21 protein-coding genes are annotated in these 21818 nt (G+C 63.1%); 1 reads left to right on the top strand and 20 read right to left on the bottom strand.

Translation table 11 applies throughout. The annotated features are described in order from the left end of the window. Positions 1 to 3: 3 nt before the first annotated feature. The 14 genes from IB235_RS01335 to IB235_RS01400 all read right to left on the bottom strand — a co-directional run bounded on the left by IB235_RS01335 (position 4) and on the right by IB235_RS01400 (position 14760). The gene (locus IB235_RS01335; protein WP_211594924.1) at positions 4 to 903 is read right to left on the bottom strand and encodes an ABC transporter permease; all 900 of its coding nucleotides are present in this window, start codon (positions 901 to 903) and stop codon (positions 4 to 6) included. After that, the gene (locus tag IB235_RS01340; protein ID WP_155037822.1) at positions 900 to 1922 is read right to left on the bottom strand and encodes an ABC transporter permease; all 1023 of its coding nucleotides are present in this window, start codon (positions 1920 to 1922) and stop codon (positions 900 to 902) included. Before IB235_RS01340 ends, IB235_RS01335 begins: the two co-directional genes overlap by 4 nt. Before the next feature lie 90 nt (positions 1923 to 2012). Beyond that, positions 2013 to 2327 carry a cupin domain-containing protein gene (locus tag IB235_RS01345; protein ID WP_192334966.1) on the bottom strand — a complete coding sequence of 105 codons (315 nt, stop codon included), beginning with the start codon at positions 2325 to 2327 and terminating at the stop codon, positions 2013 to 2015. A 60-nt stretch (positions 2328 to 2387) separates the two neighbouring features. Continuing rightward, entirely contained in the window at positions 2388 to 3128 is a 741-nt protein-coding gene (locus tag IB235_RS01350; protein ID WP_192334968.1) for a FadR/GntR family transcriptional regulator, read from the bottom strand. Positions 3129 to 3159: 31 nt separating this feature from the next. Further along, entirely contained in the window at positions 3160 to 4248 is a 1089-nt protein-coding gene (locus tag IB235_RS01355) for a dienelactone hydrolase family protein (protein WP_192334971.1), read from the bottom strand. 9 nt (positions 4249 to 4257) lie between these two features. Further along, entirely contained in the window at positions 4258 to 5853 is a 1596-nt protein-coding gene (locus tag IB235_RS01360; RefSeq protein ID WP_192334974.1) for an ABC transporter substrate-binding protein, read from the bottom strand. 80 nt (positions 5854 to 5933) lie between these two features. Then, positions 5934 to 6560 carry an SGNH/GDSL hydrolase family protein gene (locus tag IB235_RS01365; RefSeq protein ID WP_192334977.1) on the bottom strand — a complete coding sequence of 209 codons (627 nt, stop codon included), beginning with the start codon at positions 6558 to 6560 and terminating at the stop codon, positions 5934 to 5936. 10 nt (positions 6561 to 6570) lie between these two features. Continuing rightward, positions 6571 to 7719: a mandelate racemase family protein gene (locus IB235_RS01370; protein ID WP_192334980.1), complete on the bottom strand. Its 1149-nt coding sequence runs from the start codon at positions 7717 to 7719 to the stop codon at positions 6571 to 6573. A 151-nt stretch (positions 7720 to 7870) separates the two neighbouring features. Next, positions 7871 to 8977 (bottom strand): glycoside hydrolase family 105 protein, encoded by a 1107-nt coding sequence (locus tag IB235_RS01375; RefSeq protein WP_192334982.1) that lies wholly within the window; start codon positions 8975 to 8977, stop codon positions 7871 to 7873. Positions 8978 to 8985: 8 nt separating this feature from the next. Continuing rightward, positions 8986 to 10518, bottom strand: coding sequence for a glycoside hydrolase family 28 protein (locus IB235_RS01380; RefSeq protein WP_225612012.1), 1533 nt, complete (start codon positions 10516 to 10518; stop codon positions 8986 to 8988). A gap of 54 nt (positions 10519 to 10572) precedes the next feature. Continuing rightward, complete coding sequence (locus IB235_RS01385) at positions 10573 to 11838, bottom strand: ABC transporter substrate-binding protein (protein WP_192334988.1); 1266 nt, start codon at positions 11836 to 11838, stop codon at positions 10573 to 10575. A 28-nt stretch (positions 11839 to 11866) separates the two neighbouring features. Further along, positions 11867 to 12976 (bottom strand): ABC transporter ATP-binding protein, encoded by a 1110-nt coding sequence (locus IB235_RS01390; RefSeq protein WP_192334991.1) that lies wholly within the window; start codon positions 12974 to 12976, stop codon positions 11867 to 11869. After that, positions 12976 to 13875 carry a carbohydrate ABC transporter permease gene (locus tag IB235_RS01395; RefSeq protein WP_225612013.1) on the bottom strand — a complete coding sequence of 300 codons (900 nt, stop codon included), beginning with the start codon at positions 13873 to 13875 and terminating at the stop codon, positions 12976 to 12978. Before IB235_RS01395 ends, IB235_RS01390 begins: the two co-directional genes overlap by 1 nt. A 3-nt stretch (positions 13876 to 13878) precedes the next feature. After that, entirely contained in the window at positions 13879 to 14760 is an 882-nt protein-coding gene (locus IB235_RS01400; RefSeq protein ID WP_192334993.1) for a carbohydrate ABC transporter permease, read from the bottom strand. A 215-nt stretch (positions 14761 to 14975) separates the two neighbouring features. On the opposite strand from IB235_RS01400, the gene IB235_RS01405 reads away from it, so the two are divergent. Beyond that, positions 14976 to 15884 carry an AraC family transcriptional regulator gene (locus IB235_RS01405; protein WP_192334995.1) on the top strand — a complete coding sequence of 303 codons (909 nt, stop codon included), beginning with the start codon at positions 14976 to 14978 and terminating at the stop codon, positions 15882 to 15884. A gap of 42 nt (positions 15885 to 15926) precedes the next feature. Here the strand turns inward: IB235_RS01405 and IB235_RS01410 are convergent, their stop codons facing one another. The 6 genes from IB235_RS01410 to kdgD all read right to left on the bottom strand — a co-directional run bounded on the left by IB235_RS01410 (position 15927) and on the right by kdgD (position 21777). Beyond that, positions 15927 to 17207 carry a TRAP transporter large permease gene (locus tag IB235_RS01410; protein ID WP_155037835.1) on the bottom strand — a complete coding sequence of 427 codons (1281 nt, stop codon included), beginning with the start codon at positions 17205 to 17207 and terminating at the stop codon, positions 15927 to 15929. Position 17208: 1 nt separating this feature from the next. After that, the gene (locus IB235_RS01415) at positions 17209 to 17742 is read right to left on the bottom strand and encodes a TRAP transporter small permease (RefSeq protein ID WP_211594930.1); all 534 of its coding nucleotides are present in this window, start codon (positions 17740 to 17742) and stop codon (positions 17209 to 17211) included. Between the two features lie 67 nt (positions 17743 to 17809). After that, positions 17810 to 18796, bottom strand: a complete 987-nt coding sequence (locus IB235_RS01420) for a TRAP transporter substrate-binding protein (RefSeq protein ID WP_192334997.1) — start codon at positions 18794 to 18796, stop codon at positions 17810 to 17812. Positions 18797 to 18866: 70 nt separating this feature from the next. Then, positions 18867 to 19727, bottom strand: coding sequence for an amidohydrolase family protein (locus IB235_RS01425; protein ID WP_225612014.1), 861 nt, complete (start codon positions 19725 to 19727; stop codon positions 18867 to 18869). Next, entirely contained in the window at positions 19724 to 20860 is a 1137-nt protein-coding gene (locus tag IB235_RS01430) for a mandelate racemase/muconate lactonizing enzyme family protein (RefSeq protein WP_192334999.1), read from the bottom strand. The genes IB235_RS01425 and IB235_RS01430 overlap by 4 nt, the downstream gene beginning before the upstream one ends. Beyond that, positions 20860 to 21777, bottom strand: coding sequence for a 5-dehydro-4-deoxyglucarate dehydratase (gene kdgD / locus IB235_RS01435; protein WP_192335001.1), 918 nt, complete (start codon positions 21775 to 21777; stop codon positions 20860 to 20862). The genes IB235_RS01430 and kdgD overlap by 1 nt, the downstream gene beginning before the upstream one ends. Positions 21778 to 21818: the final 41 nt, after the last annotated feature.

Here is a 21818-nt window from a genome sequence, read left to right on the forward strand (position 1 = left end):
GGCTTACCTCCGGTTCATCTGTTTGGGGTCCAGCGCATCGCGCAAGCCGTCGCCCAGAAGGTTGAAGGCAAGACTGACGGTCAGGATGGCAAGGCCGGGGAAAGTCACCAGCCACCAGCTGTCGATCATGTAGCGCCGGCCGGTGGCGATCATCGCGCCCCATTCCGGCATCGGCGGTTGCGCGCCAAGGCCAAGGAAGCCAAGCCCCGCTGCGGTCAGGATCACCGTCGCCATGTTCAGCGTCAGCCGGATCAGCACCGAGGGCAGGCACATCGGCATGATCGACTTGAAGATGATGCGCATGTCGGACGCGCCCTGCAGCCGGGCGGCGGCAATGTAATCAGCCTTGCGGAAGGTCATTGCCTCGGCCCGGGCCAGTCGCGCAATCGGCGGCCATGCGGTCAGGGCGATGGCGATGATCGCGTTATTCAGGCTGGGTCCAAGCGCCGCGACAAATGCCAGCGACAGGATCAGCGAGGGGAAGGACAGGAAGATGTCGGTGATCCGCATCATCACCGTGTCCAGCCGCCCGCCCATGTAACCGGCGGTGGTGCCCACGATCATCCCGATCGGCCCGACGACGATGGACACAAGGAAGATGATCGTCAGCGAGATGCGCGAACCCCAGACCAGACGGCTGAAGATGTCGCGGCCCAGTTCGTCCGTGCCGAACAGATGCCCGTTGCCGGGCGCCTGCAGCGTATTCGCCAGATCCTGCGCATAGGGGTCATGCGTCGCGATCCATGGCGCAAAGGCGGCGATCACGATCAGCAGGCCCAGCACGATCAGCCCGAAGGCCGAGGTGGGCGAGCGCATCAGGAAGCCCAGGATATTGCGCAGAACGATCAGCGAGGACGGCATTTTCATGGCCTGACGCGGCATGTCTGTGTCTTTCACGGTCATTTCGTCCTCGGATCAAAGGTACGATACAGCAGGTCAGAGATCAGGTTCAGCACGATGAAGATGACGCCGACGATCAGCACGCAGGTCATCACCGCATTCATGTCGCCGATGATCAGGTTGCTGGTCAGATACTGGCCAAAGCCCGGCCAGGCGAAGACGGTCTCGATCAGCACCGCGCCTTCCAGCAATGAGCCATAGGCCAGCGCCACGATGGTCACCAACTGCACCCGGATGTTACCAAAGGCGTGCAGCCAGATGGTCTGGCGGCGCGACAGGCCCTTCACCCGTGCGGTGGTCATGTATTCCTGCCCCAGCTGGTCCAGCATGAAGCTGCGCGTCATCCGGGTGATATAGGCCGAGGAGGAATAGCCCAGCAGCGAGGCGGGCAGGATCAAGTGGTTGATGGCCGACCAGAACACGTCGGTCTCACCGGCCAGAAGGCTGTCGATCAGCAGGAAACCGGTGCGTTCATCGACCATGCCGATATAGAACTGCTCCATTCGGCCCGAGCCACCGACCCAGCCCAGATGGGCATAGAAGACGATCAGCGCGATCATCCCGGTCCAGAAGATCGGCATCGAATGGCCAAACAGGCTGAAGACGCGGATCAGGTGGTCCTGCCATTTGTCCTTGTTCACCGCCGCCGTGACACCCAGCGGAATGCCAAGACCCGCGCCGATCAGGATGGCGAAGGTGGCAAGCTCGATGGTGGCGGGCATGGCGCGCAGGATGTCCTGCATCACCGGCTGTCCGGTGCGGATCGAGGTGCCGAAATTGCCGGTCAGCACATCGCCCAGATAGCGCAGGAACTGTTCCCAGATCGGGCGGTCAAGACCGAGCTGGTGATAGACCATCTCGTAGGTTTCGCGGGTCGCGTCCTCGCCGACCATGGCGCGAACGGGATCGGCGGGCATCATCCTGCCGATCACGAAAGTCAGGACCAACAGGCCCAGCAGCGTGATGAGGATGGTGGTCGCCTGCGACGAGGCGCCACGAAGGCGCAGCCGAGCGTTCTGCATGAGTCCTCCCTTTCGGCAGGACCGGCCTCCGCGTCCCTGCCGTCTGTCAAATCCTGTCAGACAAGCGGCGGCGCAGGGCCGCCGTTCCGTTCACAAGAAGTCGTCGCGCCGTGGCGTGAAGTTATCGATCAGCTCACCCGCTTCCAGGCATTCGCAACCATGCGTGACGCCCGAAGGGATGACGATGCTATCGCCGACATTCAACTCCAGCGTCTCATCGCCACGAAAGAACCGGAAACGGCCCTTGGCGACATAGGTGGATTGGGTGTGCGGGTGGCTGTGCAGCGCACCGCAGGCGCCCGTGTCGAAGCGGAACGAAACGACCATCAGATCCGAATTCTCGGCCAGAACCTGACGCGCGACCCCTGTATCGGGATGGGCGACGGGATATTCGGGTCGGGACATCGGGAATCTCCTCTTGTGTAGATGTCTTATAATATCAGCTTGCCTGTAAGACAAGTTATATTAGTTCGCCGATCCACCGGCACGCAGCAATTCCTGGTAACGCTCAAGGCTGCCACGCAGGTGTTCGCGCATCCGCTGGGAGGCAGCGGCGCCGTCACCTTCAAGGATCGCATCGACGATGCGGCTATGTTCTTCTTGAAGATGAAGGTTGTAGTCGCGCGGACGTTCGCCGGGCTGGCCGCCCTGCAGCTCGCCGCGCGGAATGATGCCCGAGCGGATCAATTGCAGGAAATCAGGAAAGCGGCGGTTCTGGGTCGCCTTGGCAATCGCCAGATGGAATTCGAAATCGGCGTCGCGAGTCGGCTGGCCATTGCGCAGGCAGCGCTCGACGGCGTGATGCGCGTCCAGAATCGCCTCAAGCTGCGAGGGCGACCGCCGTGCCGCAGCCAATGCTGCGGATTCGATCTCGCAGGCCGTACGCAATTCCAGCAATTCGATGACCGAGGAGATCCGCGCCGTGGTCAGGTCGTCAAAGGGCCGGGATTCACGCTGCGCCGGATCAAGGGCAAAGACCCCTGCCCCCTTGCGCGCCTCGACCAGCCCGTCGGCACGCAATGCGGCGATGGCCTCGCGCACGACGGCGCGGCTGACGGAGTGCAGGCGCGTCAGCTCATTTTCGCTGGGCAGACGATCGCCGGGTTGGAAACGACCGGCCTGCAACTCGCGGCGCAGCGCGTCGCTGATGCGGTCGACCATGGATTCGCGGACCGGGGGGATGGCCGCACCGACATTCTGTTTCATGCGTACCCTCACTTGTCGCTATCCAACTTGTCTAGCATATTTCGACGCCTGTTGAACCCATATCCAACCTGCCAAGCAGCCAGTCGAACGCGGCGTCCTGCCGCGCAAGACCAAAGGCATGATCCCCATCGGGCCGTTCCAGCGCCAATTCCTGAGATGCGTCCGCCGCACCCCAGATCGCGCGAAGCTGATCATAGGCCGCATCGACCGCAGGCGGCGGGAACAGCCGGTCTTGAACGCCAACCTCGACATAAAGCGGCTTGGGTGCCGCAAGCCCGGCCAGATCGGGCAGGTCCAGATGCGCATGCAGGCCCGGATGGGTCATCCAATAGGCCGATTGCCCGCGCAGATGGTTGTTCCCCGCCACCGCAAGGCCCGGCAGGCTGGCCATCCACCCGGCCGAGACCGCCGCACGGATATGCGGCGACAGCGCCGCCACCTGCCATGCCCGAAACCCGCCCAGCGAGAATCCGACGGCACAGACCCGCGCGGCGTCGACCTGCGGCAATCCGGCCAGAAAGCCCGCTGCCGCCATATCCTCGGCCGCCATCACCCCCGCTGGGCTGGTGCCCAGCTGCATCAGGTTGCAGGCCAGCGCCTGTTGGGCGTCATAGCCGTTGCCCTGCCGCGCGCCCCAGTTCAGCGCATCCACGCAAAGCGTCACGAAACCCTGCGCGGCCAATCGGTCCCCGATCCAGACGCCATCAAAGAAGCGCTCGACCCAAGCCTGCGCCAGCGCAGCATCATCCAGCGGGCGGATGCATTTTTCTTTGCCGATACGAAATTCCGAGCCGTGATCATGCAGCAGCAGCGCCGCCGGATGTGGGCCGGAACCCTTCGGGCGCAGCATCAGCGCGGGCCATTCGCCACCGCCTTGCAGCAGGATCGCGCCCTGATGCGCGACATGAGTGCCGCGATCCTCGGTCGCGTCATCGCGCCAACCGCAAGGGACATCCAGCAGCGCCGGATCGGGCAGGATATGGCATTCGGCGATCTGACGCGCGCGCGCCTGCCACGCGGCGAAATCGCCGCCGGAATGCGCCCAGCCCGCGGGAAATCCGCGGGCCAAGGCTTTGGCGATCAGGCCGGGAACCAGATTGTCGGCGGTAATCCCGGCCATGTCCGGTCCTTAACGCTTCTTGGTGACCGTCTCGAAGCGCGTGAGCCAGGGGTTCACGGTCAGCCCTTCGATATCGGCACGGAAGGCTGCACTGTCCACGACTTCCGAGAAGGGAATGATCGAGGTCACGGTCTGATCCATGTAGTTCTGGATTTCCTCGTAATCCGCCTTCTGCTTGGCCGCATCGCGTTCCAGCAGCGCGGCCTCGATCATTTCGTTCAGCTTCGCGTCGTAATAGCTGGTCCGCCAACCTTGGTAGTTGGTCAGCTTGGCCTCGTCCGAGTTGTCGGGGTTATAGGCCAAGGCGCGCAGGTTGCTGTCCGGGTGCGGCTGCTGGCCGCCGCCGCCGCGACCGACGAGCAGCTCAAAGTTCCGCTCGCGCATCGCGCCATAGATCTGGTCGCCCGAGCCGGTGATCATCTCGGCCTGAATGCCCGCCTGCGCCAGCGTGTTCTGGATCGCGGTCGCGGCCTTGATGAACGGGTCTTCCGACAGCACCCGCAGCGTGGTCTTGAAGCCGTTGGGATAGCCTGCTTCGGCCAGCAATTCCTTGGCCTTGGCGACATCCAGCTTGTAGCCCTGATCCGGCAGCTGGCCCAGCACGCCGGTGGTCAGCGGACGCTGATGCAGCTTGCCGTAATAGGGCATCACGGCCTTATCCAGACCTTCGTAATCGATCAGCAGGCGCAGTGCCTCGCGCACTTTCGGATTGGCGAAACGCTCATCCTTCATCGACACGGACAGGTAGTAGAAGCCTGCGCCGGGGGTCGAGGCGATCTTGATGTGCTCGTCCTTTTCCAGCGCGGTCAGGTCAGGGGCCTGCATCGAATAGGCCACGTCGATATCGCCCTGCTCCAGCATCAGGCGCTGGGATTGCGATTCCGGCAGGTGGCGCATCAGAACGCGGTCCATCGCCGGTGCCGGGCCCCAATAGCCATCATTCTTGGTCAGGATGATATATTCGTTCGAGGCCCATTTGGTCAGCGTGAACGGCCCCGAACCGGCCGAGTTCAGCGTCAGCCAGCCCTGCCCCAGGTCGCCATCCTTTTCGTTCGCCAGCACGGTCTTGCTGTCCAGAATCGAGCCCGGCCCGTTCTGCGCAAGGATCATCAGGATCATCGCCGGGTCGTCGGGCTTGGCCAGCTTGAAGGTGAAGGTATTGGGGTCGACGACGACGAAGTGATCGGCGGCGTTCTCGGCGGTGATACCGCGCGATTTCAGGAAGCTGGCCTGCGCGAGGTTCAGCGTCATCAGGCGTTTGAAGCTCCAGGCGACATCCTCGGCGGTAACCGGGTTGCCCGAGGCGAATTTCGCATCCTTGCGCAGATGGAAGGTGATCGACATGCGATCCTCGGCCACGTCCCAGCTTTCGGCCATGCGCGGCTGGACCGACTTGTCCTCGGGCGACAGCGTGACCAGCGTGTCGTAGATGTTGTTCAGCACCTGCACCGTCTCGCGGCCGGTGATCGCGGCCGGGTCGAGCGTCAGGATATTGCTCATCGTCGTGGCGACGATCAGCTGGTTGTCGGGGGTTTCGGCCCAGGCTTGCGGAGCCGCGCCAAGCATGAGCGCGCCAAGCGCCACGGATGCCAGGAATTTCCTCATTTTATCCTCCCAGATGCCGCGTCATGGGCGTGCGGCTCGCCATGGGTTACCCTGCCAGCGCAGGATGACCGGATCTTGTTCTAGGCCAGCAATTCCGCCACCGGCCTGACCAGCGCCTTGCCGATCGCAATCGTATTGTCGGCATCCAGATGGACACCATCCTCAACTGACGGTCGCGCCACGGTCCCTGCGTCGAAAAACGCGCAACCCAGCTCAACTGCAAGGCTGGCATAGAGGGGCGCGAACAGTTCGGATTCCGCGATGATCCGCCCGCCCGCAGGCCCACCATTGGCGGTGGGGCCGCAGGGCGGCGGCGCGACGATCAGCAGTTTCGGCACGGCCGAACGCGGCTTGTAGGGGAAGGTCTGGACGATCTCGGCCAGACGGCGCATGCCCCCTTGGGCCGAGATCGCCTGACCGCCATGGACCGGCTTCAGATCATTCGTCCCCAGCATCAGGATCACCAGATCCAGCGGCATATGCACGGCCAAAGCCAGTTGCAGCGCCCAAGCCCCATTACGGCTGGCAGGCCCGGAATGATCATCGCGGCAGGTGGTGCGCCCACCCAAGCCATCGCCGATCACCCGCGCGCCGGTCAGCCCGGCCTCCAGCACCACCGGCCATTGCGCGGGATGCGGGTGGCGCAAGCCCGTCACCGGGTCAGCGCCCCAGGTCAGGCTGTCGCCAAAGGCAAGGATCTGCTTCATCGCCCTGCCCTCACTTCACGCGGTTGTTCTCGATGAAGTCGAAGTCGATATCTTCGCCCAGACCCGGACGATCCGGCACATGCACGTAACCATCGGCATCCATCGGGTCGGACAGCGATTTCAGATAGTCGTGGCCATCGTCATATTCGAGGAACGGGTGCAGCAGTCCACGTTCGTACCAACGGCAGTTCTTGGCAGCGGCGACGACATGCAGGTTCATCGCGGTGTTGCCGTGAACCTCGCATTCCATACCGAAGGCTTCGGCCATATGCATGGTCTTCAGCGCAGGGGTAATGCCGCCGACATCGTTCACTCCGGTGCGCAGGATGTCGCAGGCGCCGAACTTGACCCATTCCGCGCGGTGCCAGTGCTTGCCCGCGGCGCTTTCCGGGCCGACGACCGGAATGTCCAGATTCTCGGCCAGCCATTTGTAGGACGACATGGATTGCTCATCCATCGGCTCTTCGATCCAGTCGAAGCCCAGCTTTTCCAAGCCTTTGCCAAGCGCCAGCGCGTCGGAACGCGAATACCAGTGGAAGGCGTCGATCATCAGACTGATATCGGGGCCGACCGCCTCACGAACCGCGGCGCAGGCCTTCAGGTCCATGCGGACATCCGGCGCCCAGCTGACCGGCGGCATCCAGGTGTGCAGCTTGATGCCCTTGTAGCCACGGGCGACCAGCTTCTCGGCAAAGCGGCCGTAATCCTCGGGCGTAGCCAGCCCGCCTTCCAGTTCGTCGCCGCACATGATCGAGCCATAGGCGTGAACCTTGTCGCGATAGCCGCCGATCAGTTTGTAGACCGGCTGGTTCAGCGCCCGGCCCGCCAGATCCCACAGCGCGCAATCGACCACGGCCAGCGTGCGATCGGTCAGCTGCGCCGCCGAGCCGCGCTGCCAATGCGCCAGTCCCTGCCACAGCCGCTCGCGGTCGCGGGCATCCTGTCCGACAAGCACCTTGCGCACGAATTTCTCAAGCACATGCTCGCGCACGATTTCCGGCGCGGTGAAGGAGTGGCCCTCATGGCCGTCCTCGGTGCGGATGGTCAACATCGCCTGCTGGACCTGATGGGCGGGACCGGGATGGGCATGGCCCGCGCTGTCCGAGTGACGGCGCGTGGTGGTCAGGAAGACGCGCGCCTCCACATGCGTGATGATCATGGCAATTCCTCGCAGGCTTCAGATTTCCTGAATATGCGTAACGAATCTGCCGGGCACGTGTCAATACTTGTCTTACATGTTGTCGAACATGTCAGTGAAAACGAAAAGGGCGCGACCGAAGTCGCGCCCTGCCCCGCCTGATTGCGTTAGCTTACTCGGCGGCCAGCGAGGCCACCTGCTCGCGTTCGGCGCAGGCCATCATCAACGGACCGACTCCCTTGGCATCGTCATCGACCACGGGTTCGGTCAGGTAATAACCGGGCGTGCCGTCGCGATAGACGCCGCTGAACCCACCCAGCCCCGCGACATGGCAGATACCCGAGAATCGGCTGCGCCCCCCGCGCTGGATCAGCCGCGTCTGTTCCAGCGCATCCAGCGCCTTCAGCCCGGCGTCTCGCAGGCGCGCAGCATCGCCCCCCGAGACCAGCCCCAGCCGCGCCGCCCGCAAGAAGGCATAGGCAAACATCGCCGAGGCCGAGCTTTCCTCATAATTTCCCTGCAGATCAGGCGCTTCCAGAACCTGCGGCCAAAGCCCGCTCGGCGCTTGCAGATCGGCCAGCTTCAGCAGGATCTGTCGGGTCCGTTGGTGCAACTCGGTCGCCCGCAGATCGCCCGGCAGTAAGGCTAGCGCATCGACCAGCGCCATCGCCAGCCAGCCCATCGCCCGCGCCCAGACGGCGGGTGATTGCCCCGTATCTGGGTCCGACCAACGCTGGTCGCGGCTTTCGTCATAGCCGTGAACATGCAGGCCCGATGGCGTCTGGGTCAGGTCCAGCGCGGCCAGAAATTGCGTCAGCGCGTCCTCGATCCGCTGCGGCTCGCCAGCGGCGATGCCATATTCGATCAGGAACGGCAGCCCCATATACAGCCCGTCCAACCAGACCTGATGCGGATAGCGCAGCTTGTGCCAGTAATTGCCGGTGCTGATGCGGGGATGCCGGTCAAGCTGTCCGACAAGCCGGCGTGCCGCCGCCATGTAGCGGTCGTCGCCGGTTTCGCGCCACAGCGGGAACAGCACCCGCCCCGCCAGAATGTTGTCGATGTTGAAATCGTCCGGGTCGTAGCCCGCAAGCTCGCCCTCGGGCCCGACCTGCGCATCGACAAGACGACGCAGATGCGCGCGCCAGCGCGGATCGCCCATCACCTCGTGCAGCAGATCCAGTCCGCGATAAATGCAGCCATCCTCGTAGCACCAGGGACCGCCTTTATAGGCCTGATAATCATGGCAAAACGCGTCGAAATAGTCGCTGAGCGGCATGGCGCACCTCATTTCTGGGTAATCGGAGCAAGCGACAGCAGCGAGGCGTCGTCGCAATCAACATTCGCCTGCTCGGCCAGCAGGGCTTCGTGGCGCATCGGGCGGACCCGATCGGCCATATCGGGCGGCGTCGGCACCGCCGCAGGGTCAAGCGAGCCGATGCGCAGCCGACGGATCGTCACCTGATCGATCGGCGCTTCCGGCAGGCCAAGAAAGGCACCCGCCGCATGGGCCAAGCCGTCCAGCGTCACATCCTCGATGGTGATGCCGCTGATCCGGGGGGTGAGGTCATTGACCGGCGCGGGGGCGCGATCCTGCACCCAAGGCGCGTGGCCATCCGGGTCGCAATGGTAATGCGCATTGACCGAGATCGCGGTCTGCACGCCCCGCATGGCGACGCGGCGCATGGCGATGCCGGACACTGCCCCGCCCCGCCCGCGTCGCGTCTTGATCCGCAAGCCGCGATCGGTGCCGATCATCTCGCAATCCTCGATGGCGACATCATGGACGCCGCCCGACATTTCCGAGCCGATGACCAGCCCGCCATGACCGCGTTCCATCAGGCAATGGCGGACGCGGATGTTGCGGGTCTCGTCCAGATGATCCGCCTCGCCATTCGGGCCGCGCTTGCCGGCCTTGACCGCGATGCAATCATCGCCGACCGAGAAGCGGATGCCCTCAAGCTCGACATCGCGGCACATTTCGGGGTTCAGGCCGTCGGTATTCGGGCTGTCATGCGGCGCCTCGATCTGCAGGCCCACGGCCAGCAGCCGGTCGCAGCCTTGCGGATGGATGGTCCAACTGGGCGCGTTGCGGATGGTGAAACCCATCAGCGTCACGTCGCTGCAGCCGATCAGATGCAGCCCGCGCGGACGGCGCGCACCATCGCGGGTTTCCTTGGGCCAGGTCCACCAGTCGCCCAGATCGCCCGAGCCATCGAGGGCGCCCCGCCCCTCGATCACCAGCCGTTCGGCGGCGATGGCGTGAAGCCCGGCGGCAAAGCAGTCCGCTGGCAGGCCTTCCCAACTGCCCAGCATCCGACCATGCGCGTCCCGCGCGGGCAGGATCGGCCAGCCGTCACGATCCGAGGGCGCGATCAACACCGCCCCCCGCGCCAGATGCAGCACCATGTCGGATTTGAGCGCCACCGGGGCACAGACCCAATCGCCCGCAGGCAGGATCAATGTGCCGCCCACCGGCAGCGCGGCGATGGCATCGGCAATGGCGTCGGCATTGTGTCGGGCGGCGGCCAGATCGTCGCGGGCCGCACCTTCGATCATGCCGGCGGGCGTCAGCGCACCGGCGCAAGCCGCGCTGCGGAATTCGATTTCGTCCATCCCCTCGACCCGCAGGCGATAGGCAGTGTCGGGCACAAGGTCGTCCAGCAGCAGGGTGACGGCCCCGACCTCGCCATGCCGGTCAGGCAGGCCGACTGCTGCCAGCCGCCAGCCCAAGGGCCGGGGCAGATGATAAAGCGCGTGGCTGACAGGAAGCCGCAAGGCAGCGGCCCGCGCCGTCACGGCGAGGGGGATGGGTGTCATGATCATGCCTTTTGGGTTTGCCCGCCGCGCAATTGATCGCGGCGGGCGGATGCGTCAGTCGAACTCGGCCAGAACGTCGTTCGTGCCGTCGATGATCTGCTGGGCCGCGTCCTCGGCCGAGATCTGGCCGTAGGCAAACTCCTCAAGCGAATCGATGAAGTTGCTGCGGATCTCGGGATGTTCGTTGAAGGGCGAGATCATCGGACCCGCCGCCGCCACGACGATTTCATTGGCGGCGCGGACCTCGGGTTCGCCCTGCCCGGCCAGACGCTCGGCCGCGACCTTGGACGAGGGCAACCCGCGCGACGTGCCCAGCGCGTCGATCCCCTCGGGCTCGTTCAGCAGGCAGTTCAGGATCTGCGCCGCCGCCTCGGGGTTCTTCGAGTTCTTGGACACCGACAGCAGCATCGAAGGCTTGCGATAGACGCCATCCGTCACCGAGCCTTCGATATGCAGCATCGGCACCGGTTTCAGCACCTGCCCATCCTTCAGCGGGTCGGCATATTTCGAATAGGTCGAATCCCACTCATAGGAACCGGCGATCTTGCCCTCGGCCCATGCCGGTTTCTCGAACAGGTTGACGTTGCCGTCCGAGGCCTCGGCCTTTTGCGAACGGATCGCGCCGATCTCGACCAGATGGCCAAGGAAGTTGATACCGCCTGCCAGTTCCTCGGGGGTCCAGGCGACGCGGTTGGTGGCCGGATCGACCAGATCCTTGCCGGTCTTCTGGGTCACGGCCAGCGTGACCAGCAGCTGCGCCGTCTCTTTCACCGCGTTGAAGGTGTAATAGTCGTCGCCCAGCTTTTCCTTGAGCGTCTTGGTCGCGGCTTCAAGCTCGGCCCAGTTGGTCGGAACCGGGACCCCGGCCTTTTCGAAGGTGGTCTGGTTGAAGAAGAAGGTGCGGCCCGTGGTCGAAACCGAAATGCCCTGCAGCACGCCATTGGTCGAACCCGAATTCAGGTCGGTCTCGCTCCACTGGCTCAGGTCCACTGCAGGCAGCTTGCGCAGATCGGCAAAGCCGGTGCCATCGCGCGAGAACAGCGGCAACCACGGCCAGTTCACCTGCACGATATCGGCCTCGGTCCCGCCGGCCATCTGGGTGGTCAGCTTTTCCAGATAGCCGTCAAAGCCGGTGAATTCACCCTTGATGGTGTGGCCATGTTTCGCGCCGCAGGCTTCCAGCGCCTTTTGCGTGGCGACATGGCGGCTGTCGCCCCCCCACCAGGACATGCGCAGTTCCGCCGCCGAGGCGGTCTGCGCGATCGTCATCGTGGCCAGCGCGGTGCCGGTCAGCACCCCGGCAAAGCGTTTCAGTTTCATTGTTTTCCCTCCTCTGCGGCCTTGGAATTCAGGCGGCCAACCTGTGACCCTGCAGCGAGACATTGCTGCCATCGGCCTTATCAAAAACGTGAAGATGCTCGGCCGCGGGCTTCAGACCGATGGTTTCGGCGCGGCCCAGCTGCTCGTATTCGGCGGTGCCGACCACGGCGATGATCTTCTGCCCCTCCAGATCGGCATGCAGATAGACCTCGTGGCCCATGAATTCCGCATTGGTCAGCCGCGCCTGCAAGCCCGAGGGGTCCAGCGCCAGATGCTGCGGGCGCACGCCCAGCACGGCGTCCTTGGGCTGCGAGGCCAGCCGCGACAACACCTCATCCCCCAGCGAAAGCCGCTGGTTGCCGATCACGAATTGCCCCGATTGCAGATGACCTTCGATCAGGTTCATCTCGGGGCTGCCGATGAAGCCCGCGACGAACAGGTTCGCCGGGTGGTTATACAGCTCCTTGGGGGTCGCGACCTGCATGATCCGGCCCGCCTGCATGACGCAGATCCGGTCGCCCATGGTCATCGCCTCGGTCTGGTCGTGGGTCACGTAAATGACGGTCGAGGACAGCCCCTCGGCCTTCAACCGCCGATGCAGATCGGTGATCCGGACCCGCATGGATGCGCGCAGTTTCGCATCCAGGTTCGAAAGCGGCTCATCGAACAGAAACACGCCCGGCTTCTTGATCAGCGCACGCCCCAAGGCGACACGCTGCGCCTGACCGCCCGACAGCTGCTTCGGCAGCCGGTCCAGCAGCGGCTCGATTTCAAGGATGCGGGCGACATCGTTGATCGCCACCTCGATCTCGGGCTTCGATTTCCCCGCGATCTTCAGGCCAAAGGCCAGGTTCCCGCGCACCTTCATATGCGGGTAAAGCGCGTAGTTCTGGAACACCATGGCAATCGAACGCTTGCCGGGCGGCAGGTCGTTCACCCGCTGGCCGCCGATGATGATCTCACCGCCGGTAATGTCCTCAAGGCCGGCGACCATCCGCAAGGTCGTGGATTTCGCACAGCCCGAGGGGCCGACAAAAACCATGAACTCGCCATCTTCGATATCAAGGTTGATGCCGTGGACGGCCTTGACCGAGCCGCCATAGACCTTTTCCAGATTGCGCAGCTGAACACGTGCCATCAGCCTTTTACCCCCCCAGAGGAAATGCCTTCGATGAAGTAGCGCTGCGCGGCAAAGAAGATGATCAGCGCGGGCGCGATGGTCAGGACCGACATCGCAAGGATGCGGTTCCATTCGAAGGCTTCGGTTGTGTCGATTGAAAGTTTCAGCGCCAGGCTGACCGGGTACTTGTCCACCGAGGACAGGTAGATCAGCGGCCCAAGGAAATCGTTCATGGTCCACATGAACTGGAACAGGCAGACCGAGATCAGCGCCGGGGCCAGCATCGGGACGACGATATAGACCAGCGTTTGCAGGCTGTTGGCGCCGTCCACCCGTGCCGCTTCCTCCATGTCCGAGGGTAGAGAGCGCAGGAACTGCACCAGCATGAAGACAAAGAACGCATCCCCCGCCAGTGCCGACGGCACCCAAAGAGGCAGGAAACTGTCCAGCCAGCCCAGATCGCGGAACAGGATGTATTGCGGGATGCGCGTGACCACATTCGGCAGCAGCAGCGTCGCGATGACGGTGGTGAACAGCAGCTTCTTCAGCGGGAAATCGAAGCGGGCAAAGGCATAGGCCGCCAGCGTGCAGCTGATCGCCGTGCCGATGGTCTTGGGCAGGATGATCAGGAACGAGTTCCAGAAGAAGCGCCCGAACGTATAGGGCGTCGAGGTTTGCCAGCCCTTGATATAGCCGTCCAGCGTCGGGTTCTGCGGAATGAAGCCCGCGCCCGAGAAGATCTCGGAATTGGTCTTGAAGCTTGCACCGATCAGCCAGATCAGCGGGTAAAGCATCAGTAGCCCGACCGCGAAAAGCAGCACATAGCGGATCACGCTTGAGATCAGGCGAAGCCGGGCGCGTTTTGCGGCCTGCGCATCGTTGAAGGCGTCCATGTCCAGCATGGCATTGGTGTCCATGGATCAGCTCCTTTTATCGCCGGCGTAATAGACCCATTTCTTCGACGACCAGAAGGCAACCACGGTCAGGACCATGATGATGCCAAACAGCACCCAAGCGATGGCCGAGGCATAGCCCATGTTGAACTTCTTGAAGGCCTCGTCGTAGATGTAGAGCGGCAGCAGATAGGTCGATTTCAGCGGGCCACCCTGCGTGATGATGTAGGGGCCGTTGAACTCCTGGAACGCCTGCACCATCTGCATGATCAGGTTGAAGAAGATCACCGGCGTCAGCAGTGGCAGCGTGATCGAGAAGAACACCCGCGTCTTGCTGGCCCCGTCGATGGCCGCCGCCTCATACAGCGACTTGTCGATGGATTGCAGCGCCGCGAGGAAGATCACCATGGCCGAGCCGAACTGCCAGCAGCGCAGCAGCGTGATGGTGAACAGCGCGTTTGTCGGGTCTCCGAACCAATCGACCGGGCCGATCCCGACCAGATCCAGCGCCATGTTCACCAGCCCTTCGGATGCGAACATGTAGCGCCACAAGACCGCAATCGCGATCGAGCCGCCAAGGATCGAGGGGACGTAGAACGCGGTGCGGAAGAAATTGATGAAGCGCAGCTTGTAGTTCAGGATCGCCGCGATGAAGAGCGCGAAGGCCAGCTTCAGCGGCACCGTCAGGAACACATAGGTCAGCGTCACCCACAGTGATTTCTCGAAGGTGCGGTCGCGGGTGAACAGCTTTTGGTAATTCGCCAGACCCGTCCAGCGCGGCTCGCTCATCAGGTCGTATTTGGTAAAACTGAGATAGAAGGACGCGATGAACGGGATCATCGTGAAGACCAGAAGCCCAAGGATATAGGGCGCCAGATAGGCCAGTCCCAGAAAGCGTTGGCGTTTCATGCGCAGCCCCTTTCGGGACGCGGCGGCGCGCCTGAGCAAGATGCGGATTCGTGCAAGTGAAACCTCCAGACCGGGCCGGCGCGTGGCGGAACGCATGACGTCCCGATGCCGGCTTCCGATCTCCTCCCTGTCAGAATTCGGTAAGCGACTGCTTGTCTGAGAATGAAATAACCGGAATCAAGGTGCAGGTTGAATTGACAAAGGAGGGAAAAAAGATGGACGAAATCGAAGGTGGCATTTTGGCCGCCATTCCCCCTTCTGCGCTGACCCTGACCCTGACCCGTGCCGCCATCCGCATGGAGCATTCGACGACCTGGGCCATCGACAAGGTGAACCCGGTGGACGATCTGGTCTTCTGCCTTGAAGGACGCGGGCATTACCTGATCGACGACGAACCGCGCGTCATCGCACCGGGTGAGGCCATGCTGATCCGCCGCGGCCAGCGTTTCCGCGGCCATAACGAGGGGCCGGAAACCTATCGCGGCGTGGCCCAGCATTTCACCCTGAACATCTATGGGCTGCATGATCTGATCGGCCAGATGGACCTGCGTCCGCATCTGCGCCTGACCCGCTGGCCGCTGCTGGAGCCGATGGTGCGCCATTACCGCCAAAGCGCGCCGCCGGAATCGGTGACCTTGGGCCAGCATCACCTGTTCATGGTGCTGCTGATCGCCTTTATCGAGGATGCCTTCATCGGCTGGCGCGACAGCGCCACCTATCTGCCCGAGGGCGCGCATGCGCTGGATCTGGCGGTGATGAAGGCTGCCACCATGATCTCGGCCAATCCGATCGATCCGGATGTGGCGACGCGGGCCGTCGATTCGGCCCCTTATAACCGCGACTATTTCCTGCGCGAGTTTCAGCGCCGGGTCGGGCGCACGCCGCGCAAATATCAGGAATACCGGCGGATGGAACTGGCCATGCACCATCTGGAATCGGGGCTGAACGTCTCGGCCACGGCAGCCGAGTTGGGCTATGCGGATCCCTATTACTTCTCGCGCATGTTCAAGCGCACCCTCGGCCTGTCGCCCCGCGAACATATGCGTCGGATCGAGAAAAGCCGCCATGGCGGCTTCATGCGGCTGGATGAGCCCGAGCAGGCAGAGAAACTGGCGCAGGAATGAACCGTGCAATGAAAAGGCCCGCCAGTGGCGGGCCATTCCGGATTACTTGAACACCGATGGCAGCCACAGCGACAGCGCCGGGATGTAGGTGACCATCATCAGCACCACCAGACCCGCGGCATAGAAGGGCCAGACGCTGCGCATCGCCTCCCAGATGCTGATGCGGGCGACGGCGGCAGCGACGAATTGCACCGGGCCCAGTGGCGGCGTGTTCAGACCGATGCCAAGGTTCAGGATCATGATCACCCCGAAATGCACCGGATCGACGCCAAAGGCCGAAACCACCGGCAGGAAGATCGGCGTAGTGATGATGATCAAGGGCGACATGTCCATGAACGTGCCCAGAACCAGCAGCACGATGTTGATCATCAGCAGGATCACGAACGGGTTGTTCGACACCGACTGCATCCATTGCAGCGAGATCTGCGCCACGTGCAGATAGGCCATCAGCCAGCCGAAAGCCCCCGCCATGCCGATGATCAGCAGGACCATCGCCGTGGTGCGCACCGCCTGCTGTGTCGCATGGACGAAATCCGTCCAGCTCAGGCTACGATAGACAAAGGCCGTGACCAGCAGCGCATAGATCACCGCGATGCACGAGCTTTCCGTGGCCGTGAACACACCCGAACGCACGCCGCCAAAGATGATCGCGATCAGCAGCATGCCCGGCAGCGATTCCAGCAGGAAGCGGAAGACGCGGGCAAAGCCGGGGAAAGCCTCGGTCGGATAGCCGCGCTTGCGGGCCACCAGATAGGCGGTGATCGACAAGGCCACGGCCAGCAGCAGACCGGGGATGATCCCTGCGGTGAACAGGTCCGCGATCGAGATCTTACCGCCACCCGAGATCGAATAGATGATCATGTTGTGGCTGGGCGGCAGCAGCAGCGCGATCAGCGCCGCCATCGAGGTCACGTTGACCGCGTAATCCGCGCCGTAACCGCGCGCCTTCATCTGCGGGATCATGATGCCGCCGACAGCCGCCGCCTCGGCCACAGCCGAACCGGAAATGCCGCCAAACAGCGTCGAGGCCGCGATATTCACCTGCCCCAAACCGCCACGGACATGCCCGATCAGCGATCCGGCAAAGGCCACGATCTTGGCGGCGATGCCGCCCCTGACCATCAGGTCACCCGCGAAGATGAAGAAGGGAATGGCCATCAGCGTAAAGACCGAAATCCCCGCCGAAACCCGCTGGAAGACCACCAGCGCCGGCAGGCCCAGATAGCCGACCGTCGCAAGGCTGGAGATGCCCAGACAGAAGGCGATCGGTGTGCCGATCAGCATGAGAACGGTGAAAACACCGAAAAGGATCAGATACTCCATCTCACGCCTCGGTCATCAAAACATCTTCGGCATCCGGCTCGGTCTCGAGCGTCTTGCCGGTCAGCCGGTTCAGGATGTGTTCCAGCACGAAAAGCGTGATCAGCAGTCCGCCGACAAACAGCGGCATATAGCTCATGCCGCCGGGCAGACGGATCACCGGCAGCGTCGCGCCCCAGGTCTTGGCCATCAGCTGCCAGCCATAGATCGCCATGCCCAACCCAAAGATCAGCACCGCCAGATCCGACATCAGCCGCAGCCAGGTGCCGAATTTCTCTGGCAGGAAGTGCATCAGCACGTCGAAGCCCATGTGAAAATTCTCATGCACGCCAACGGCCGAGCCAAGGAAGATGAACCAGCTCATCAGCAGGATGGCGGTCGGTTCGACCCAAAGCAGGCTGTCATTCATGACATAGCGCATGAAGACCTGCGCAAAGACGATGACCGTCATCGCGCTTAGCCCAAAGCCCGCGAGCCATAGGCTGGCGCGGGCCAGAACGGCATTCAGCCGGGACAACGCGGCAATTCCCTGTCCCATTATTTCCCCCATGTGACGGAGTGGATCGAAAGGCGCCCGCGGCATGTTCGCCGCGGGCTGCCCCAAGTCACTTGGTTTCCTGAATGCGCTTGACCAGATCCTTGGCCTGATCCGTGGTCACGTATTTCTCATAGACCGGGGCCATGGCCTCGATGAAGGCGGTCTTGTCGACGTCGCGCGTCACTTCGGCACCGCTGGCCACGACCTTGTCCTCGCTGGCCTTTTCCTGATCGGCCCACAGCTTGCGCTGCACGGTGGCCGAGTTCTTGGCCGCCTCGCGCAGCACGGCCTGATCCTCGGGGCTCAGCTTTTCCCAGCTGGCCTTGGACATCGCGACCAGTTCCGGCACCATCAGGTGCTGGTCAAGGGTGAAGAACTTCGCGACCTCGGAATGGCCCGAGCTGTCATAGCTGGGGAAGTTGTTCTCGGCCCCGTCGATAACCCCGGTCTGGATCGAGGAGTAAACCTCGCCGTAAGGCATCGGCGTCGCATTCGCGCCCAGCGCCGACATCATGTCGACAAAGACGTCGTTCTGCATGACGCGGAACTTCATCCCCTTCAGGTCTTCAACCGTCTTGATCGGCTTTTGCGAGTTGTAGAAGCTGCGCGCGCCGCCATCGTAATAGGCCAGCGCGACCAGATCATGCGCCTCGAAATCCTTGGCGATCTCCTCGCCGATCGGACCGTCCAGCACCTGATGCAGGTGATCTTCCGAGCGGTACAGGTAAGGCAGCGAAACCGTCTGCGTCACCGGCACGATGTCGTTGAACGAACCGAAGCTGGCACGAACCATGTCGATCACGCCGAACTGGGTCTGCTCGATCGTGTCCTTTTCCTCACCCAGCTGGGACGAGGGGAAGACTTCGATGCAGACGCGACCACCGGTCTTTTCCTTGACCTCGGCGGCCATCGCCTTGACGCCCTCGACCGTCGGATAGCCGTCGGGATGGGTGTCGGACGAGCGCAGGGTGATTTCGCAATCCGCGGCCAGAGCCGCGCCGGTGGTGCCAGCCAGAATCGTGCCGCAGACCAGCAGCATGTGCGTAAGTTTCATGGAATCCTCCCAGATTCGGTAGTTGTCAGTCTTTATTGGGCCAAGGCCTATGACAAGGTTCAATAACCCATCAGACAGGCTTTAGGCCATAGAGTTCTTGCGGGTTGCCCACAAGGACAGCATCGCGCGCGCCCTCGGGCAGCCAGTCCAGCACCAGTTGGGCCAATTCGACCTCATTCGGGTAGTCTTCGGTGCGGGTGATACCGTTATGTGGCCAGTTCGTGCCCCAGACGATGCGCTCGGGCGCATGGGCAGCAATGCGGCGCGAGAGCCCCTCGATATCGCGATAGGGCCAGGCCTCCTTGCTGCTTTCATAGACGCCAGCGAATTTGAACCAGCAATTGCCGCGGTCGATCAACTGCAGCACGGCGTCGATTTCCGGGCTGTCGGGGACGGCACCGCGAAAGAACTTGCCGTGATGGTCGAAGACCCAGCGTGATTTCAAGGCCATCAGCCGCGGCAGATGCGTCAGGATGTCCGAACCGTCGAACTGCACCGCAACCATCCAGCCCGCCGCATGGGCGCGGGCATCCACGGCCTCAAGATGGTCCAGATTCAACGCACCGCCGGGCAGATTCATGATCCGCGCACCGACCACGCCCGCATCCGACAGCCGCGTGATTTCGGCGTCCGAAGTCGCCTCATCGATCACCGCGACGCCGCGGGCGCAGTCGCCCATCTCGGCCAGACAGGCGACCAGATTGCCATTGTCGCGCTGATGGGCATTGCCTTGGGTGATGATGACGCGGTCGATCCCCATCCAGCCCATCAACTGTCGATAGGCATCCGCATCGGGCAGCGGATCACGCGGCAAGCCCGGACCACCGGGCAGCGCCGGATAACCCGGCAGATACATGTGCATTTGTGAATCGACCGCTCCCTTGGGAAAGGGAACGGCCGGAGCATCACCAGTCAGTTTACGAAGGATCATGCGTCTTGCATCCTGAATTCGGTCAAAGCGTCGCGGTTGACCTCGATCCCCAGCCCCGGCCCGTTCGGGATGGCGACCACCCCATTCACGGCCTCGATCGGGGTGTTCAGCACCGCCTGACGGAAGGGGTTATGGGTGCGGTCGAACTCCATGATCGGCTCGACCGGGTTCACGCGCACAGGGTCGGGGGTCTGCGCGGCCATGAATTGCAGGGCGGCGGCGATATGGACGCCCGTGCCCCAGACATGCGGCACGATGCGCACGCCATGCAGGCTGGCGATGGCCGCGATCTTTGTTGCCTCGGACAACCCGCCGCAACCGGCCATGTCGGGCTGGAGGATGTCGACGGCGCGCGCCTGAAGGGCTGCGTTCATGCCCCAGCGCGTGTGCCACGTCTCGCCCCCGGCGACCGGGATCGGTTGACCGGCGCGGACCTCGGCATAGGAGGAAAGCTGTTCGGGAACGACCGGTTCCTCGAACCAGTCGATGTCATATTCGGCGGCGGCGCGACCGACCTTGATCGCCTCGGCGACCGTATAGCCGTGGTTCGCGTCGATCATCAGCCGCATGTCGGGGCCGATCGCCTCACGCACGGCGCGGATGACCCGCATATCCTCGGCGGGATCGAAGCCGATCTTGATCTTGCAGGCGTGGAAGCCTTCGGCCCGGCGCTGCGCCATCTCGGACGCATTGTCCGAAACCCGGTCCACGCCGTCACGCTTGAAGCTGCCGGTGGCATAGGCGCGCACGGATTCGCGCCAGCGCCCGCCCAGCAGGGTCGAGACCGAGACGCCAAGGCTTTTGCCCTTGATGTCCCACAGCGCCATGTCGATCCCCGACAGCGCCGTGATGGTCAGTCCGCGCTGCCCTTGATCGCGCAGCGCGTTGTAAAGCGTCGCCCAATGCCGCTCGGTGGCCCGCGGGTCCTGACCGATCAGCCAGGGCGCGTAGGAGGCGACCACCGCGGCATTGGGCCGCGCGGGGCCAAGGCATTCGCCCCAGCCCACCGTGCCGTCATCACACTCAACCTCGACCAGAACATGCGCCCGGCGGTCGAACCGCATCGAAGCACTCTCGAAGGGCACTTCCAGACGATGTTCCAGAAGGTGCGTGCGAATGGCGGCAATTTTCATCAGGCGGCTTTCTTGCGCTGATAGGGCTCGATCAGAGCGGCCATCATGTCCATTTCCGCCGCATCGAGGTCTTTCAGCGGCGAACGCACCGGACCCGCGTTGAAGCCCTGCAGACGGACGCCCGCCTTGATGGCCGAAACGGCATAGCCCTTGGCGCGGTTGCGGATCGCCATGAACGGATAGAAGAAGTCGTTCAGGATACGCTCGCAAGTCGCACGATCACCGGCGCGCAGCGCGCTGTAGAACTCATTCGCCAGACCGGGAACAAAGTTGAACACCGCCGAGGAGTAGGTGGTGAAGCCAGCGCCCAGATAGGCTTCCGCGAACAGTTCCGCCGTCGGCATGCCGCCCAGATAGGTCAGACGGTCGCCCATTTTCGCGGTGATCTGGCGGACCAGACCGATATCGCCGGTGCCGTCCTTGAAGCCGACCAGATTCGGGCAGGCGTCGCACAGGCGGGCCAGCGTGTCGGCGGTCAGAACGGCGTTGTCGCGGTTATAGACCATGACGCCGAAATCGACCGAGTCGCAGATTTTCTTGACGTGGGCGTACAGGCCCTCTTGCGGCGCGTCGATCAGGTAATGCGGCAGCAGCAGGATGCCGTCAGCGCCGACTTTCTCGACCGATTGCGCGATTTCGACAGCCATTTCAGTGCCGTAGCCGCAGCCCGAAACGATGGCAGTCTTGCCAGCAACTTCCTTGGCAGCGGCGACGATCTCGGGGATCTCGCGCGGAGCAAGCGAGAAGAACTCGCCGGTGCCGCCGACTGCGAACAGCACGGGGGCGTCGTAACCCGCCAGCCATTCGACATGGGCGCGATAGCTGTCGCCCGCGAAATTGCCTTCGGCGTCGAAATGGGTGACCGGGAAGGAAAGCAGGCCGGAGCCAAGAGCGACCTTAAGCTGTTCGGGCGTCATGGTGATGTCCTCAGGGTTATGGGTTCGACTTCGGATACGCC

Origin of the sequence: Paracoccus sp. PAR01 (genome assembly GCF_014851995.1) — a bacterium.
Lineage (GTDB): Bacteria > Pseudomonadota > Alphaproteobacteria > Rhodobacterales > Rhodobacteraceae > Paracoccus > Paracoccus litorisediminis.